Raw genomic sequence first — 16,940 nt, forward strand, 5'->3', positions numbered from 1 at the left:
TTTTATTATGAATTTTTTCTGGTGAAATTTTATATAGTAATTTGTAAATTCACTCCAATAGTTTACAGTAATTTCCTTTCAATCCAGTAAAACAACATTGTGTTTACTCTCTTGTTCATGCTACTTTTATCTTTGTCGACAAAAAGTATCATGGAGGTTCAAAATGGAAAGATTTAAAAAATCAAAAAAACTACTAATTATAACATCCTTTGTTCTAATATTTATGACTACAACTACTGTGCTTGCAGCAACTCCGCTAGCTGATAAGATTGTATCTTTTTTTGATACATATACAGATAAAGCCCGTGTGGATGCAATGCAAGAAACTTATCATGATTTTGACACGCTGAAAAAACAAGCAAATGAAATCGTAAAAAAGGAAACAGAGAAAAATAAAAATGAAGCGAAAGAAGAAATAGAGTCATATGTATTAGCGAAAAGAGAAGAATATATAAAAAATATGGAAAACTTAACTAAAGAATATGAGAAAGAAATCAAAGCTAAGAAAAAAGAATCTGTAGACAAACAGAAAAAGAAAGTCGATGAAGAATTTTCAGAAATGGAACGAGAGCTTACAAAATTATTGGAGGATGCTTTGAAATAAAATGTTCCGATAAAGAGGATACGAAAAACTTTGCCACCCTCCAGTTCTTTAAAGATTACCTCGGTGGGGGGCGGGAACTTTTTCTTAATATGAAAACATATCTTCTGCTATACATTGTCGAGCAGTTTAAAGATAATATTGATGATCTGCGGGAAATTATTAGTGTCATTGATGGGATTAACCGTAATGCGGAAGAAAATACTGGGGCATGATTCAAATAAAACACATCATAATAGAGACACTATGAATGCGCTCTCATAGTGTCTCTATTATGATTGATTGCTTAAGAGTTTATAGCTAGAGATTAGCAAATATTTTTAGTTAAAGGCTATAAGGTGTTCTGTTCACAAATAATTAGTTTTTGTTCAATACTTCACTAACGACTCTTGTAAATTAATTACTTCTAAGAATTCCTTTTTCCTACCGTTAACTTTATAGTTAATTTCTACTAGTATTTCGCTGTCTTTAGTTAAATTAATACCTTCAAACAACAAAAAAAGGTCATTGTCGACTGAATTTATATAGTCTAGTTGAAAAACCCAATTATATAAATATTCATTATCCTTTAGTAAATTTATTTGCACGTCAGTGATTTCGTGATTACTTTTATTTACAAATGAATAAGTACCAGGAATATATAGATTGCCGTCCGCACTTATTAAAATCATATTATTAATTGAAATATCCTCACAATCAGTATCTATACTATACATATTAATTCTATTGTTATTTGCAGTTAATGATAATAAAATAAAAACACCAGCGACTATTAAGAATGCAGCTAATAAGTATATTTTTTTTGTCTTCATAGCTAAAATGGCAACTCACTTGCAATATAGGCTTTTTTATTAATTAATGCTAGATAAAGATTGCAAATGTTTTTGTATGTAACATCTACCTTTTCTCCCCCACCAAGTGAAATTTTAATAAAGGAACCATCTTCAAATCTAAAATATTTTTCAGTATATTCATCAACTTGAAATTCATAAAAAGAAGATGGAATTTGTTTTTGCTTTTCTGGGTCGTTACAATCCCAAATTATGCCATTATTGGATTTATAGATTAATAAATTAATTTTATCTAACGGAACTTGATTAGTATCTAAATATGATATTAATTCTTTTTCTGAACTAAAATCACCAGAATAAAAATTACTTTCTTCAGCATTCACACTATTGAAGTAGATAACATTAAAGCTAAACAAAATAAAAAAACAACTTTTTTCATTTTTATGTCCCCTTCTTAATTTGTTTTCTCAGCTTAAGAATTATTAGTCCTTCTCTCACCGAATTGTTCATTACCTCACAAAGTTGTTCCAATTAAATTATATCACCATTTTTTGTTTATGTATATGAAAAATTCCAATTTATTAAAAAAACCATTAATTTCACAGTATTATAAGTAGAAACACCAATAAAAACTTACCAACCCATAATTATCCTAAACCATTCAATATCCCATTTTCAAATTTGCCCCTCTGTAATATTTTCTTTTATTCCTCCATCGTCTAATGATATAAACATTCTTCTACCAAACAGCGGCTAAACCGTTGATGCATCTACAGGTGATAATATGAAATTTACAAAATCAAAGATAATTATTCGACTAATTGCTTCTGCATTTATTTTTGGTCAAAAATGGGTTGTTTCATCAAATATGTTACATGCAAAAGCAGCACAGTCACTAACAGAAAATTTACCTAAAGAAAAAAAGAGCAAGAAGAAAATATGGAAAGAATTACAAATGTGGCGCGAGAGAAAATTGTAAAAAATGAAGTTGAACTGAAAAGAGCAGAAGAAGAGAAGGTGAAATAGGAAATGAGTTCTGAGATTCCAGATGATAAACCGATAACGGCAGGAATTATTGACTTTGTAGATGATTCATTGAGAAATAAAGTCATTTTTTAAAGGCGGCTAATGCCATCGGTGAATTTTTTCGTTTGAGCGCAAAAACCCCGATTTATATCATAAGAATCGGGGTTTGAAATTTTTTATGGGAAAATAAAATTTGTAGGTATGCCCATGGAGTGTATTACTTATTTTTTAGTTTATAGATTTCCCTCGAATGTTCGGAAATCATTTGATCATAGTATTCGAGATCCTTTTTCGTAGCCATGGAATTTTTGATTTCCTTAACATCAACTGAAAGTTCATCCACTTTGTCTTCGAGTTTGTCTAATCTTGAGTTTGTGTCTGATAATTTCACATTTGTAGCTGCAACTGTATTAATGAGCTGATGTAGCAGGTCGGCTTGTCTTTTCTGTTCTTGTTCAAGACCGCTAACTCTTTGATCCAATGCATCCAGTTTTTCAAGGATCAAATGAAGTATTTTCTCCATCCGTATCACCTCCTTTTTTCTGATTATAACAAAAAAATCTGGACAAGATACAGAAAAAATGTTCTTGGTGGATAAATTTTTTCCACTTTTATTCTTTGGTTATTTTGATTCTCTATTTGAAAAAAACTGTTAAAGCATGGTATAAGTGTAAAAGGAGCAAAATCGTTTTGCTTATTAGTTATTACTTTAAACAATCAAGTTTCCAATTATGAAAGGAATTGTAATTAATATGGAGAAAAATTTCTGGTTGGATTTACCGCGACCATTTTTTATACTGGCACCGATGGAAGATGTGACAGACGTTGTGTTCCGTCATGTTGTGAGTGCTGCAGCAAGACCAGATGTATTTTTTACAGAGTTTACAAATAGTGAGAGTTATTGTCATCCGGAGGGGAAGCAAAGTGTTCGAGGGCGTTTAGCTTTTACAGAAGATGAACAGCCAATTGTCGCCCATATTTGGGGAGATAAACCGGAAAAGTTTCGGAAGATGAGTATCGGTATGGCTGACCTTGGCTTTAGCGGTGTGGATATTAACATGGGTTGCCCTGTTCCTAATGTCACATCAAATGGCATGGGGGCAGGGTTAATCCAGCGCCCTGATGTCGCAGCTGAACTTATCCAAGCGGCAAAGGCTGGTGGAATACCAGTAAGTGTGAAAACTCGTCTTGGTTATACGGACATTGACGAATGGCGTGACTGGCTGACACATATTTTAAAACAGGATATTGCCAACTTATCTATTCATTTAAGGACTAGAAAGGAAATGAGCAAAGTCGCTGCCCATTGGGAGTTGATTCCCGAGATTAAAAGACTTCGTGACGAGGTGGCGCCAGAAACGCTTTTGACAATTAATGGAGATATACCAGATCGCCAAACTGGTTTGCAACTAGCTCAACAATACGAAGTTGATGGGGTGATGATTGGCAGAGGTATTTTTAAAAACCCATTTGCCTTTGAAAAAGCGCCGAAAGAACATAGTAGTAAAGAATTACTGAATCTGTTACGACTGCACTTAGACCTTTTCGACCAATATTCAAAAGAATTAGAGCATCGTCCATTTAAACCTCTGCAACGGTTTTTTAAAATATATGTGAAAGGTTTCCGCGGGGCAAGTGATTTAAGAAATCAATTAATGAGTACAGAATCAACGGAGGAAGTACGAATTATGCTTAATGAATTTGAACTAGAGAATGAGTGATAATGGGCAATTGCTACTACAAATGGTGAAAAATCTGACCTGGATTTCCGTGAATGATACGGTTATCAAGGTCTTTTTTAACTGCCAAAATTGTTTCCCTTTCTTCAATATTTTTTGAAAATAGTATATGATGAGACATATACCGACGACCTTATTGATTTATATAAAAGCATAACTTTGATTTAAAGGAGGACAACTATGAATATCGGGATAATTGGCGCAGGAGCGATTGCCAACTTTTTATTACAAACAATTAATCAGCCTCAACGACAAGAAAACTTACGGATTAAAAGTGTATTCGTACGGAATAAAGAAAAATACCAGTTGCTGGAATCTGCATACGGTGTGAAACTATTTACTAATCTGGATGACTTTCTCCAATCAGAGATCGATATCGTTGTCGAAGCAGCAAATATTGAAGCAGTAAAAACTTTGTTGCCGACTGTAATTAAACAAAAGGATACAGTGTTAATTAGCATTGGTGCCTTTGCAGATAAACTTTTGCTAACAGAAATAAGTAAGCTTTTAAATGAGTTCCAACATACTATTTATTTACCTTCGGGTGCTCTTGGCGGTTTAGATTTGTTGCAAAATGCTAACACACTTGGATCGGTTGCTACTGTTTCACTAACAACCCGGAAGCCCGCAAGTTCACTAATAGAGGAAAGTATGGAGGAAGCGGTGGTGATTTTTGAAGGAAAAGCAGAGGATGCGATTAAGCAATTTCCGAAGAATATGAATGTCGCCATCATTCTAGCGCTTGCTAGTTTGGGGATAGAAAAAACAAAAGTGTGTCTTATAGCGGATCCACATATTGATAAGAATATTCATCATGTGGAAGTAACCGGTGATTTTGGAGAAGCTTCCATTACAATTACAAATAATCCACTTCCAGAAAATCCAAAAACGAGTTATTTGGCAGCTATGAGTATTTTAGGGACACTAGAAAGAATAAATAGAAAGGTTAAAATCGGTGGGTGAATCGAGATGACGCATCCCTTTAGATAATCCACGTTGGATATAGATAGGATAGTAGAAATAGTATAAAAGTTTTTAAAGATGGAGTAAGAGGGTTGGATAGGAAAATTTGTTTGTTTATCCTTATTCTGTTTGTCCAATGACAATTATAGGCTAAAAGAGAGCGGGCATGGCATTATATAATTATGAAAGTTATTTTGACGGAGCTATGGAAGGTAAGGGTGGTATCATGGCACATATAATAGATGAAATCATTCTTAAAGGGCTTAAAGAAAATAATTTAAAAAATATCGATTTGCATTTGCCTAAAGGGAAAATTATCGTCTTTACTGGTGTCTCAGGTTCAGGTAAAAGTTCTGTTGTCTTTGATACGATAGCAACCGAGAGTAGACGACAAATGACATTGAACTATCCGGCCTATGTCAGAAATCAAATGCAAAGGTATGAAAGACCTAATGCTGACTTGATGCAAAACTTGAGCCCGGTCGTAGTAGTGGAACAAAGGTCAGTAGGCGGTAATTCACGCTCAACAGTGGGTACTTATATGGATATTGATCCGTTAATTAGACTATTATTTTCCCGAATAGGTAATCCACCGACTGGATCAGCAACCGATTTTTCCAGTCAAAGTTCTTATGGAAGGTGCCCACAATGTAGTGGATATGGGGAAGTAGTTGCACCTGATGTTAAAAAAATTATTGATTTTAACAAATCACTTCGGGAATATGCCGTCCAATTCAAACCATTATCACCTTCAGGATGGCAAGGGAGATGGATGATGACAGGTGGATTATTTGATCCAGACTTGCCGATTAAAGATTACCCTACCGACAAACTTGAGTTACTATTATATGGTCCGCCAACTGGTGAGAAGGTGTTTGCCCCCTTTCATACAAAGAACGGACCTCAACCTCATGAGTGGGATGGATTATTACCGAGATTTACTCGTCTTTATATTAATCGAGATATCTCAAGACTGAAAGAAGTGACTGAAGAAGATGTCTTTCAAGTATCCACCCGAGTCGAATGTACAACATGCCAAGGTTCAGGTTTGAATCCAGAAGTGTTACAATGTCGAATTAATGGATTGAATATTGCCGATTATCATCAATTAGAGCTTATCGAACTGCTTGAGGAGTTAAGAAACATAAATGACCCGTTAGGTGTGTCTATTGCTAAGCAAGCAATCCCATCTGTCAAACAACTAGTTGACATGGGTTTAGGCTATTTAAGCTTATCCAGAAAAATGAGTACATTATCCGGTGGTGAAGCTCAAAGGGTAAAAATTGCTCGTCATTTAGGGAGCAGCTTAAATAATATTACATATATTTTTGACGAACCGAGTGCAGGTCTTCATCCAAATGAAGTTAACATGTTAATCGCAATGCTAAAAAGTATAAAAGCAAGTCATAATACAGTAATTGTCATCGAACACGATCTTGCAGTAATAAAAGCGGCGGATGAAATAGTTGAAATGGGACCTGGTGCTGGTGTAAATGGCGGGGAGGTAATTTTTCAAGGGAAATTAGCTGAGATGAAAAATACGCCGACTGCTACTGCACTATTCAATCAACTAGAAATAAATAAAAATCCGAGGAACTTTAAAGAATGTTTTACTATAACAAAGGCGAAGGTTAACAATCTAAACGACGTAAGTGTTAATATTCCTCGTAAAGTCTTAGTCACCATATGTGGTGTCTCAGGTTCAGGAAAAAGCTCGTTGATGTTGGAAACATTTATGAAACAGCACCCGGAAACGATTGCGGTTGGTCAAAGTAGTATCGGCATTTCTGACCGTTCGACGATGGCTACTTATATAGGAATCATGGATGATATTCGTTCCCTTTTTTCAAAAGAGACGGGACAACCAGTTGGGTTATTTAGTTTCAACTCCATTGGCGCCTGTCCAGTTTGTAAAGGAAAGGGAGTCATTACACCTGATGTAGCATTTGCCGACCCAGTAACCGTGCAATGTGAAGCATGTGGCGGAACGAGATACTCAGAAAAAGCATTAGCTTATCGATATGATGATAAAAGTATTGTTGATATATTGGAGTTAACAATAGATGAAGCAATTCTCTTTTTTACATTACCGAAGATGTTAAAAAGATTGGCAACGTTACAGGACGTAGGTTTAGGATATTTAACATTAGGCCAAACGACAAGTTCATTAAGTGGTGGGGAAGTTCAACGGTTGAAACTAGCAAGCTACTTACATAAAGAAGGACAAATATACTTGTTGGATGAACCATCTTTAGGTCTCCATAAAGAGGATACCGGTTTACTAATGAGCCTTTTTCAAAAATTTGTCAATCGGGGAAATTCGGTTATCATTATTGAACATAATCTTGATTTTATCGTAGCAAGCGACTGGATTATTGAGTTGGGTCCAGGTGGAGGAAAACAAGGCGGGCAAGTTATTTTTGAAGGCACACCTGAAGCGATGTTAAACGCAAATACTTTAACGGCTGAATGGCTAAAGAACAGTGTTACGAGTAGTTTATAACGATGGGAAAAATAATTCATAAGTAAATGACTGTTCTCTACTAAGTTAAATACTTAATTAGTGGAGGAAAGTCATTTTTTATTATAAAAAATTTAAGAAAAATGGTCTATGTACCAGTGTGTGTTAATTCAGAAATCGGTCACTTAAACCAGTTCTTAACGCCACAATTTACTGCCAAATTGAAACTCACATTAAATGCTTAATGGTTGAACCAATTACCTACAAGTAAAATAAACTATAGGGAGCATTTGCAATAGCTATGGAGATGATCTTATGTCGTTTCATCGAAAAGATACGAAAATTTATCGGGGACAGATAGCATATACACCAGAACTTGGAAAATTGACAACTATCAAAAATGGTTATATCGTGGTGGAGTCCTCGAAAGTTAAAGGGGTTTATCCAACATTACCAAAGGAATATGAATACACACCTGTGGAGGATTATGGAAACAAGTTAATTATTCCTGGATTTGTTGACTTGCATTCCCATGCTTCTCAAGTCGCGAACAGGGGAATTGGCCTCGACCGAGAATTGTTAGACTGGCTGTTGGTCTATACATTTAAAGAAGAGGCGAAGTTTTCAGATTTGTGTTATGCAGAAAAGGCCTATAGCGAGTATATAAAGCTTCTTATCAAAAATGGGACAACGCGTGCAGCTTTGCTTGGTACGATATATCGGGAGTCTACAGAGTTATTAATGGATATTGCAAATGGCTATGGATTGGGAGCAGTTGTTGGCAAGGTCAATATGGATAGAGAAGCACCAGAATACTATATTGAAAATACGGACCAGTCGATAATAGAAACAGAAAGATTTATTCACAATACTATATGGAAATATCCGTTAGTGAAACCAATTATTACACCAAGATTTGTTCCTGCAACTACTCCAAAGTTAATGTGGGCACTTGCACAGCTTGCCGACTATTATCGGCTTCCAGTTCAATCCCATTTATCGGAAGACAAAGAAGAACTTGAGTACGTGAAACGACTTCATCCTGAATTTAAAAATTATGTGAGTATTTACAATTATTTTGGTTTATTCGGGCAACAACCAACCATTATGGCACACTGCGTATATTTGTCGGATGAGGAAATTGCGTTGATGGCTAGAAAAGGTGTATATGTAGCTCATTGTCCCGTTGCTAACTTCAACCTCTCTGGAAGCGTGGCCCCAATACGAAAATTTCTCCTAGCAGGTATAAATGTAGGCCTAGGAACAGATGTCGGAGCAGGCCATGCGGTTTCCATTAAAGATGTCATATGGCAAGCAATCCAAGCATCGAAAGTATATGAGTTACAGACAAATCATCAATACAAAGCTCTTACAACAGCTGAAGCCTTTTATTTAGCAACGAAAGGCGGGGGAAGCTTTTTCGGTAAGGTTGGCAGTTTGGAAGCAGGATATGATTTTGATGCACTGGTGATTGATGATTCAAATATTTTGACTATTCATCCTCGGACTATTTCTGAACGATTAGAGCGGTTTATTTATCTTGGTGATGATCGGAATATTATTCAAAGATTCATTGCTGGAAGAAAGGTGAATCCGCTTACGTTATCCGTGTGAACGGGGATAGAATATCCGTGTCCATCGTCGCAAGGTAAGGAAAAATGAAATAGAAATAGTTACAAATAAACAACGGTAATTCCATCTCATTTTGTACCTGTTTTCTAAAGGTTTGCTTTTTTTATAACATGGAAACTAGCCATTGTGCGAAGAGAAAGTATATGAAAATAGTTATTTATTTTTATGTGAGGTTATGTAGTGGCACTCTGATCAGGGTGTCATTTTTTGTAGTAACTTTTTCTCCATATATTTAATGGAATACTAATAACCGAAACATACACTGAAGTCATTATATGGTAAAATTGAAATGAGAGGGGGCGTTTGAGATGGGATTATTAAATTCAATTATCATCTTCATTCTAGGTATTTTTTTAGTTTTCTTTCTAGCAATAATCATTTATTTTTTTATGTTATACCGTAAATTGTATAAAACAGATATTAAACAAGAACAACATGCGATTAGAAGGAACTACCCTGTCATTAGTCGAGTCCGGTATTTTATGGAACAAATTGCGCCGGAGATAAAGCAATATATCATTGATGATGATCATGGGGGCAAACCTTTTTCTCGGATTGAATTTCAACAAATCGTAAGAATGGCGAAATATGGGAAAAACATCATTTCATTTGGTAGTAAAAGGGATTTTGATACACCTAATCAATTCTATATAAGAAATGCCTTTTTTCCAAAACAGTTAACTGAATTGAAAGCGGATAACACTACTTTGTTACAAACAAAAGTCTATGTCGATGAGCCTTCTAAAGAGGACTTTAGAAAATCTCAGTATCGGGAGTTGTTTTTTCCGAAAAAAGAGCAATTGGTAGACACTGAAGTAAAACCTTGGCTATACAATGAGAAAGATGCCATTGTTATCGGTGACAAAACATGCCGTTATCCCTTTCATTTGAAAAGTCCCATTGGTATGTCTGGGATGTCTTATGGGGCATTAGGAGAACATGCGATTGAAGCTCTAGGAATTGGGTTAAAGGAAGCAAAAGCGTTTATGAATACAGGGGAGGGAGGCGTTTCCCCGTTCCACTTAAATACTGGCGTTGACTTGATAGCGCAAATTGGTCCAGCTAAATTTGGTTTTCGAAATCCAGATGGAACATTTTCTTGGGAGGAACTACGAAGAAAGGCTGAGCTACCTCAATTAAAAGCGTTTGAATTAAAACTAGGTCAAGGGGCGAAAATTCGTGGTGGCCATTTAGAAGGTTCGAAAGTGACTCCGTTAATTGCGGGGATTCGTGGTGTCGAACCGTGGCAAACGATTAATTCTGCGAACCGTTTTGAGGAGTTTCATGACTTTGACACGATGTTTAATTTTATTGAAAAGATTCGGGCGGTCTCAGGCAAGCCAGTTGGGATAAAAATGGTTATCGGCAGTTCAGAAACGTTTGAGGAATTTGTACAGTATATGGCTTTCAACCGGCGATTCCCTGACTACATTGCCATTGATGGAGGAGAAGGTGGAACGGGAGCTACTTACCAAGCGATGGCCGATTCTGTCGGTTTGCCAATTAAACCAGCATTGATGATTGTTCACGATTTACTAGTAAAATATCAAATCCGTCAAAATGTAAAAATTTTCGCCAGTGGGAAACTTAGTTCACCAGATAAAGTCGCAATTGCATTAGCAATGGGTGCTGATGTTGTCGTTATTGCAAGGGGATTCATGATTTCAGCTGGATGTATTAGTGCAGGAGTTTGTGCCTCTGGTAACTGTCCTGTTGGTGTTGCAACGACAAATCCTGAATTACAAAAAGCGCTAGTTGTTGGAGAAAAACGATATCGTGTTGCTAATTATGTAACAACGATGCGGGAAGAATTATTTGCTTTAGCAGCTTCTGCCGGTTTAACATCGCCGAGACAATTTGAAAGAAAGCATGTTGTTTATGTAGACAACAATTTCCAGGCTGTTAATTTAGAAGAATTAACTAAAAAGAACTATGAGAAACAAAATGTTTTTATTTCATCTTAGAATGTAGAATGGAATAAGCGACCGTTCCATCTGTAGGTGATATGGAAGGCATCGCAATGCGTGTTTTGTACTTGTAGGGCAATTGTAAGAAAGCATCTACAATTGCCCCTTACAAGCATGGGAAAAGACTGTTGTTGAACACTATACAGAGAATAACGTTTTAAGCGGATGGAAAATGATAACAACTCGAAGTTACGTAATCCATTTTTTTGCAATCAATGAACTTATGATTGTTTTTTAATTACTTCCCGCTTATTGATTTGGTTGTTGTCTTTTAGTTGGCTTATTGCTTCCTTTACTTCTGCCAAAACGGATGGAGGGAGGTTAAGTTTTTGCAACTGATTGATTGCTTTTTCTTTAGAGATTGTACCAGCAATGACTTGCTGAACCACTTCTCTTATCTTTTCTTTCGCATTATCTTCAATGTTTTTAAATGTGTCTGTTTTTTTCTCCTTTGCAGGCAGCGCAATTCTTTGCTTCCTAAGTTCTAATGATTCTTCCTTTGTAAGCTTTAGTGACTTTGCTTGTGTTGTAATGGAATCTAGTGTTTCTTTTTTTTCTAAGTCTATATTCGAAGTGACATCTGTTTTATCTAACTTATTAACGAATTCTTGCATTGAATAATCATTTTCTAATGACATCTTTGACATACTTTCCTTACTATTCATAGCAATGGCCGTTGCTCCTGTTGCGCTAGCAATTCCGATTGATAAAATGCCTATTAATAATTTTTTCCTTCGTTTAAAGTTTCCCATTGTATCCTCCTCCTAAAGTATTAAAAAAGTTGGTGAAGTTTGCTAAGGATAAAGCAATTTTTATTAGTTAAAAAGAACTAATACTAGAATTTGTTGCTGTATATGTTCTTAATAAAGAACCTATGGATAATTTTAACGGATATAATGATAAAATACAACTCTTCCTTACTATTTTATTTTTTATCATGGCAAAAATGAAAAAGCATGGCTTTTATGTAGATTAAGAATTGTATTTTCGTAGCTCAACATATAGTCCATGCTTTATACAATGGTTAAGCTTTTAGTCAGCTTCTATCGTTATCCATGTTTGTGACCAATTTTCAATCGCTTTTAATACAGGTTCTAACGACTTACCTTTATCTGTTAAAGAGTATTCAATGATGACAGGTGTTTCTGGTATCACTTCTCGTTTAACTAATCCAAATTGTTCCAATTCCTTTAGCCGATCAGATAAAACCTTTCCACTTATGCCGATTGCAGATTGTATTTCACTAAACCTTTGAGGTTCAGATAATAATTGATATATAACTAATGCAGTCCATCTTTGACTTAATAATGATATTGCTTTTTCGAATTTCGGACAAATTGCTGACTGTTTCATTTCCCTACACCTCTCTTGTAGATAATTGTACCAAAAAGTGTATGGAAATTACAAAAGAAAATCAAATTACTTGACGAAAACTTGTTATATTATTAAACTTAGTTACATAAAGTAACTTAAAGTACAGCAAAATTAGGAGTGAAAATAAATGAATTTCCATAAGAAACCAACTACGTTTATTGGACATGTAAAAATTAAAGTTTTCAATCTCAAGCGCGCGGTAGACTTTTACACAGAAGTGCTTGGTTTTCATATTTTAAACGAAAATAATAGGTTAGTGGAGTTAACGGTGGATGGGAAAACGAGTTTTTTAACTTTGGAACAACCAGAAAATGTCATAGGTAAACAAAATAGAACGACAGGTTTGTATCATTTTGCTATTTTATTACCAACACAAACAGACTTAGCCAATATTGTCGTCCATTTAGTTGAAAAAGGAATTCGCTTCGGTTCATCAGACCACCTCGTTAGTGAAGCTTTATATTTATACGATCCAGATGGAAATCAAATTGAAATCTATCGTGATCGAGTGCCAGATCAGTGGAATTGGAACGAAGAGGAAGTAGCAATGACGGTCGATCCTTTACAATTTGAAAATTTATTGAAACAGGCAACACCAAATAATCCTTGGAGGAAAATGCCAGCTGATACAGTGTTAGGACATATTCATTTACACGTTTCGGAATTAAAAAGAACAGAAGAATTTTATGTTAAAGGGCTAGGGATGGATGTTGTCAATCGATTTGGTGACCAGGCATTGTTTTTGTCTTATGGTAAATATCATCACCATCTCGGAGTTAATACGTGGAATGGTGTTGGGGCACCTGCACCAGCAAAAAATAGTGTTGGACTAGAATCTTTTACCATTATCTTTGATAACGAAACTGTTTTGCGACAAGCGGTAAGTAACTTGGAGCAGATTGGAGCGGCGGTGACGGAAAGAAATAATCGCTTTTTCACCTTTGATCCGTCAGGCAATCAGATTGAGTTAGCCATTTAACTAGTCATGATTGAATGTTGATGTCGTTTGATAAAATGTAAGGAAAAAGCTCGATAAGAGTAAGGAAGAATTTTTTTAAAAATTAACAACCCCCACCTCCTAACTTTAGGAAAAGTCGAATAGGGTAGGTGGGGGAATTTTATCCTACTTCTGATTAGGTAGTATTGAAAACCACTTCTTTCTAATCTTTATGCACTTTTATTCGATAGGCTGGCCCATATTTCCGTTCTGCGGCGTGATAAGTCGGTCCAACGGTTTCCGTATAGGAAAAGCCGTATTGAATAGCCGTCGTAATATAATTTTTTGCATGAAAGACCGAATCTTGAACAGATTTTCCCTTTGTTAAATTGGCCACAATTGCAGCAGAATAGGAACAGCCTGCTCCACTCGTATTTACCGTGTTAATTCTTGGTGCTTCGTAGGTGATGAGTTCATTCCCATCGTATAATACATCAATAGCAGGACCTTCAAGCCTGCCTCCTTTCACTAACACGCTTTTTGCCCCGAGTTCGTATAAATCGATGGCTGCTTGCTTTAATGCTTCCTCTGAATTAATTTCCCTATCTCCTAAAAGGACAGAAGCTTCTGGTATATTTGGGGTGATAATGGTTGCTAAAGGAATTAGCTTTGTTTGTAATGCAAGAATAGCATCGTCTTGTAAAAGTTTGGAATTCATTTTGCCTATCATTACTGGGTCGACTACGATGTTTTCTATTTTTGCTTGTTGAAGTAATGAAGCAACAACATCTATTATTTCCTTGGAAAATAGCATCCCAGTCTTTATTCCGTCAATACCCACTTGGTTCATTGCAGTGGCAAATTGTGCTTCTATCGCCTCGATGTTGAGTGCATGCACATTTTTATTTGTTCGCGGATGACGTCCAACAATCGCAGTAATAACGCTCATCCCATATACATCTGATTCCTGAAATGTCTTTAAATCAGCCTGTATTCCCGCACTTCCCCCAGCGGAGGAACCGGCTATCGTCATTACTCGCTTTGGATAATTCATTACGAAAACCTCTTTCTTTTTTTTAGCATATTTTTTACTAGTTTCCATAGTACATTGGTGGAAAAATTCGTCATAATTGAGATTTATTTATTTGATTATGTGGAATTGACAGAAAAAAATTGCGATAATAAAGTTATAGAAAAGTAATAGCGGGTTCATTACTTTTGCCTTTAAAAACTAGTGTTGACTAGTTGCTGTGCTTTCATATTAACATATTTAAGGGAGGAAGTCGGAATGTTAGGGGCGATAATAGGTGATATTGTTGGTTCGCGTTTTGAGTTTAATAATCACCGTTCGAAAGAATTTGAACTTTTTACGAAAGAATGCTTCGTGACAGATGATAGCATCATGACTCTCGCAGTAGCAAAAGCACTAATGGAAACTGAAAAATTAATGAAACTCGACTTAATAAGTAGTAAAAATGCAGACGAATATTATTCAATTTTGGAGAAAATGACTACTACTTATATGCAAAAAATAGGCAGACGTTATCCAAATTGCGGATACGGAGGCATGTTTGGTCATTGGGTTTTTAGTGATCATCCTAAGCCTTATAATAGTTTTGGAAACGGAGCTGCAATGAGAATTAGTTCTGTTGCATTTGTTGCAAAAGATGAAAGTGAAGTTGTCTTGCTATCGGAGACGATTACAGGCGTTACTCACAATCATGAAGAAGGTTATAAAGGGGCAGAGGCAACTGCGATAGCGGTTTGGATGGCTAGAAGAGGTTATACAAAATCTGAAATAAGAAGGCAGATCAATCATAATTATTATCGCTTAAATTATACAATCGACGAAATTAGAGATAATTACCAATTTAATGAAACATGTCAAGAAACTGTTCCACAGGCAATTCAAGCATTTTTAGAATCTAATTCTTTTGAAGATGCGATTCGAATTGCGATATCTGTTGGGGGTGATAGCGACACACTTGCTGCGATAACTGGTGCAATTGCTGAAGCTTATTATGGTGTACCGAAAGAATTAAAGGAACAGGCATTAAAGTACCTCGATCGTGAACTAATGACTATTTTTGAAGAATGGAATGATTTTCTCGGTGAAAAAGAGGAGGAAACATTTAAAGTACTTACAAAATATATTGGGAAGTTTGAAAGACTGGATTCATTTGAAGGTCGAGGCGTGGCTAGTGATGAGTCTGGCAATCGTGAGGCATATTTACAAATACCTACATTTCAGTTCAACTTATTAGTGAACGAATTTGTTAAAGAATTTTACGAGTTTTCCTCGGCAAACGTAGTTTATGAACTTACGAGATATGAACAAATTTTGGAAAAACATGGCTTTACTTCGTCTAATCAGGAAATGGCTCGTGTCCCACTGGATGGACTTAATGAACAGATGATTTTAGCTTTAATAATGGGAGTTATACGGGCAGAACGTTGCCATGAAGGGGAATTAAATGATTTTTTTAAAAATGGTGTAATGATGAAATGGTTAAAAAAACTAAAAGATATTGATAGACAGAAGCAACTATTAGAAATAGAAGAAATATATTTGGAAGTTGGCGGCTTTGGCGGCTATGATTCATCCCATGTAATTTTTAACGACGGAACTGCTGAAATTAATGTGACCCCGTGGCTAAAGCATCCTGTTAAAGTTCAGTTGAATAAAGAAGAAACGAAAAAGTTTATAAGTGATTTTTATAAAATTCACGTGGAATATTGGGATGCGGAGTATATGGATAGAGATATTCTCGACGGAACCCAATGGTCACTTGTAGTGAAAGAAAAGGGTTGCCGTAGTACTTCCTGGAATGGAAGTAACATGTTTCCTCCAAATTGGGATCAGTTGCTTTACTTGTTTCGTATAGGGGCAGATGACGGTAAGTGACCGAGCCGTTTAATTTTTCCTTTTGTCAATGTCATTGTTTTGATCTTGAAAAGTAATTTTCACTTTTGTTTTGCTTAGTAAAATAAAAGTTTTATGATGTTTACAAGTTTTCACTTTTTATTATTTGGCTATATTAAAGATTGTTGTTGATTTCCGTTTCAAATTTATTTGTGACTAAGCGAATCGACAGTGAATGAAAATAGCTGTATTTTCACGGTAGCCTACTACTAAATTTTACTGATTGCTTTTCTAGTAAGATGGCTATTTATATAGGTAAATAGGATGTGAGAGAAAGGTTAATTAAAGTTGTAAGGGACGGACGAACCGCCATGGGATAAGTGGGTTATTCTGTTTCATATAAGCGTGGAAGGGACAGTTTGTTAGCAATGGTACGTTTGAACTGTCCCTTATCAATGTTGTAAACGGACATTTTGCTGCAAACTTTGCGTCAGTAATCATTCTCGTTGAAACGATCAGTTGACTAGTAAAACCGCTTTGATTTTTCAAAGGTCAATATGTTCCAGATGAAAAATCACCAGCGATT

General features: G+C 35.7%; 16 protein-coding genes. 10 read left to right on the plus strand and 6 right to left on the minus strand.

The annotated features are described in order from the left end of the window. Positions 1-163 precede the first annotated feature (163 nt). Together BN1242_RS06465 and BN1242_RS13820 are read left to right on the plus strand one after the other, a co-directional pair. Positions 164-604 carry a hypothetical protein gene (locus BN1242_RS06465; RefSeq protein WP_062353027.1) on the plus strand — a complete coding sequence of 147 codons (441 nt, stop codon included), beginning with the start codon at positions 164-166 and terminating at the stop codon, positions 602-604. 89 nt (positions 605-693) lie between these two features. Beyond that, positions 694-816, plus strand: a complete 123-nt coding sequence (locus tag BN1242_RS13820) for a hypothetical protein (RefSeq protein WP_275259444.1) — start codon at positions 694-696, stop codon at positions 814-816. A 153-nt stretch (positions 817-969) separates the two neighbouring features. Here the strand turns inward: BN1242_RS13820 and BN1242_RS06470 are convergent, their stop codons facing one another. Together BN1242_RS06470 and BN1242_RS06475 are read right to left on the minus strand one after the other, a co-directional pair. Then, positions 970-1,413: a hypothetical protein gene (locus BN1242_RS06470; RefSeq protein ID WP_062353029.1), complete on the minus strand. Its 444-nt coding sequence runs from the start codon at positions 1,411-1,413 to the stop codon at positions 970-972. A 2-nt stretch (positions 1,414-1,415) separates the two neighbouring features. Next, entirely contained in the window at positions 1,416-1,775 is a 360-nt protein-coding gene (locus BN1242_RS06475) for a hypothetical protein (RefSeq protein WP_158661053.1), read from the minus strand. Between the two features lie 401 nt (positions 1,776-2,176). Between BN1242_RS06475 and BN1242_RS06480 the strand changes: the two genes are divergently transcribed. Further along, entirely contained in the window at positions 2,177-2,371 is a 195-nt protein-coding gene (locus tag BN1242_RS06480) for a hypothetical protein (protein WP_062353034.1), read from the plus strand. A 264-nt stretch (positions 2,372-2,635) separates the two neighbouring features. On the opposite strand, the gene BN1242_RS06485 is transcribed toward BN1242_RS06480, so the two are convergent. After that, a complete protein-coding gene (locus BN1242_RS06485) occupies positions 2,636-2,941 on the minus strand; it encodes a hypothetical protein (protein WP_062353037.1) in 306 nt (101 codons plus the stop codon). A 229-nt stretch (positions 2,942-3,170) separates the two neighbouring features. Here BN1242_RS06485 and BN1242_RS06490 point away from each other — a divergent pair, with 229 nt between their 5' ends. From BN1242_RS06490 to BN1242_RS06510, 5 genes are all read left to right on the plus strand, one after another. Then, the gene (locus BN1242_RS06490) at positions 3,171-4,139 is read left to right on the plus strand and encodes a tRNA dihydrouridine synthase (RefSeq protein ID WP_062353040.1); all 969 of its coding nucleotides are present in this window, start codon (positions 3,171-3,173) and stop codon (positions 4,137-4,139) included. Positions 4,140-4,337: 198 nt separating this feature from the next. After that, complete coding sequence (gene nadX, locus BN1242_RS06495; RefSeq protein ID WP_062353042.1) at positions 4,338-5,120, plus strand: aspartate dehydrogenase; 783 nt, start codon at positions 4,338-4,340, stop codon at positions 5,118-5,120. Between the two features lie 226 nt (positions 5,121-5,346). After that, complete coding sequence (locus tag BN1242_RS06500; RefSeq protein ID WP_062353281.1) at positions 5,347-7,623, plus strand: ATP-binding cassette domain-containing protein; 2,277 nt, start codon at positions 5,347-5,349, stop codon at positions 7,621-7,623. A gap of 273 nt (positions 7,624-7,896) precedes the next feature. Further along, the gene (locus BN1242_RS06505; protein WP_062353045.1) at positions 7,897-9,195 is read left to right on the plus strand and encodes an amidohydrolase family protein; all 1,299 of its coding nucleotides are present in this window, start codon (positions 7,897-7,899) and stop codon (positions 9,193-9,195) included. Between the two features lie 326 nt (positions 9,196-9,521). Beyond that, positions 9,522-11,177, plus strand: a complete 1,656-nt coding sequence (locus BN1242_RS06510; protein ID WP_062353048.1) for an FMN-binding glutamate synthase family protein — start codon at positions 9,522-9,524, stop codon at positions 11,175-11,177. Between the two features lie 224 nt (positions 11,178-11,401). Here the strand turns inward: BN1242_RS06510 and BN1242_RS06515 are convergent, their stop codons facing one another. After that, positions 11,402-11,932, minus strand: a complete 531-nt coding sequence (locus BN1242_RS06515) for a hypothetical protein (protein WP_062353051.1) — start codon at positions 11,930-11,932, stop codon at positions 11,402-11,404. A 280-nt stretch (positions 11,933-12,212) separates the two neighbouring features. Further along, entirely contained in the window at positions 12,213-12,533 is a 321-nt protein-coding gene (locus tag BN1242_RS06520) for a winged helix-turn-helix transcriptional regulator (RefSeq protein WP_062353054.1), read from the minus strand. 148 nt (positions 12,534-12,681) lie between these two features. Between BN1242_RS06520 and BN1242_RS06525 the strand changes: the two genes are divergently transcribed. Further along, positions 12,682-13,533, plus strand: coding sequence for a VOC family protein (locus tag BN1242_RS06525; RefSeq protein ID WP_062353057.1), 852 nt, complete (start codon positions 12,682-12,684; stop codon positions 13,531-13,533). A gap of 181 nt (positions 13,534-13,714) precedes the next feature. On the opposite strand, the gene thiD is transcribed toward BN1242_RS06525, so the two are convergent. Then, positions 13,715-14,545, minus strand: coding sequence for a bifunctional hydroxymethylpyrimidine kinase/phosphomethylpyrimidine kinase (gene thiD, locus BN1242_RS06530; RefSeq protein WP_062353060.1), 831 nt, complete (start codon positions 14,543-14,545; stop codon positions 13,715-13,717). A gap of 234 nt (positions 14,546-14,779) precedes the next feature. On the opposite strand from thiD, the gene BN1242_RS13000 reads away from it, so the two are divergent. After that, entirely contained in the window at positions 14,780-16,396 is a 1,617-nt protein-coding gene (locus BN1242_RS13000) for an ADP-ribosylglycohydrolase family protein (protein ID WP_071435473.1), read from the plus strand. The last annotated feature ends 544 nt before the right edge of the window (positions 16,397-16,940 follow it).

This window comes from Bacillus kwashiorkori (genome assembly GCF_001375515.1).
GTDB lineage: Bacteria > Bacillota > Bacilli > Bacillales > Caldibacillaceae > Bacillus_BK > Bacillus_BK kwashiorkori.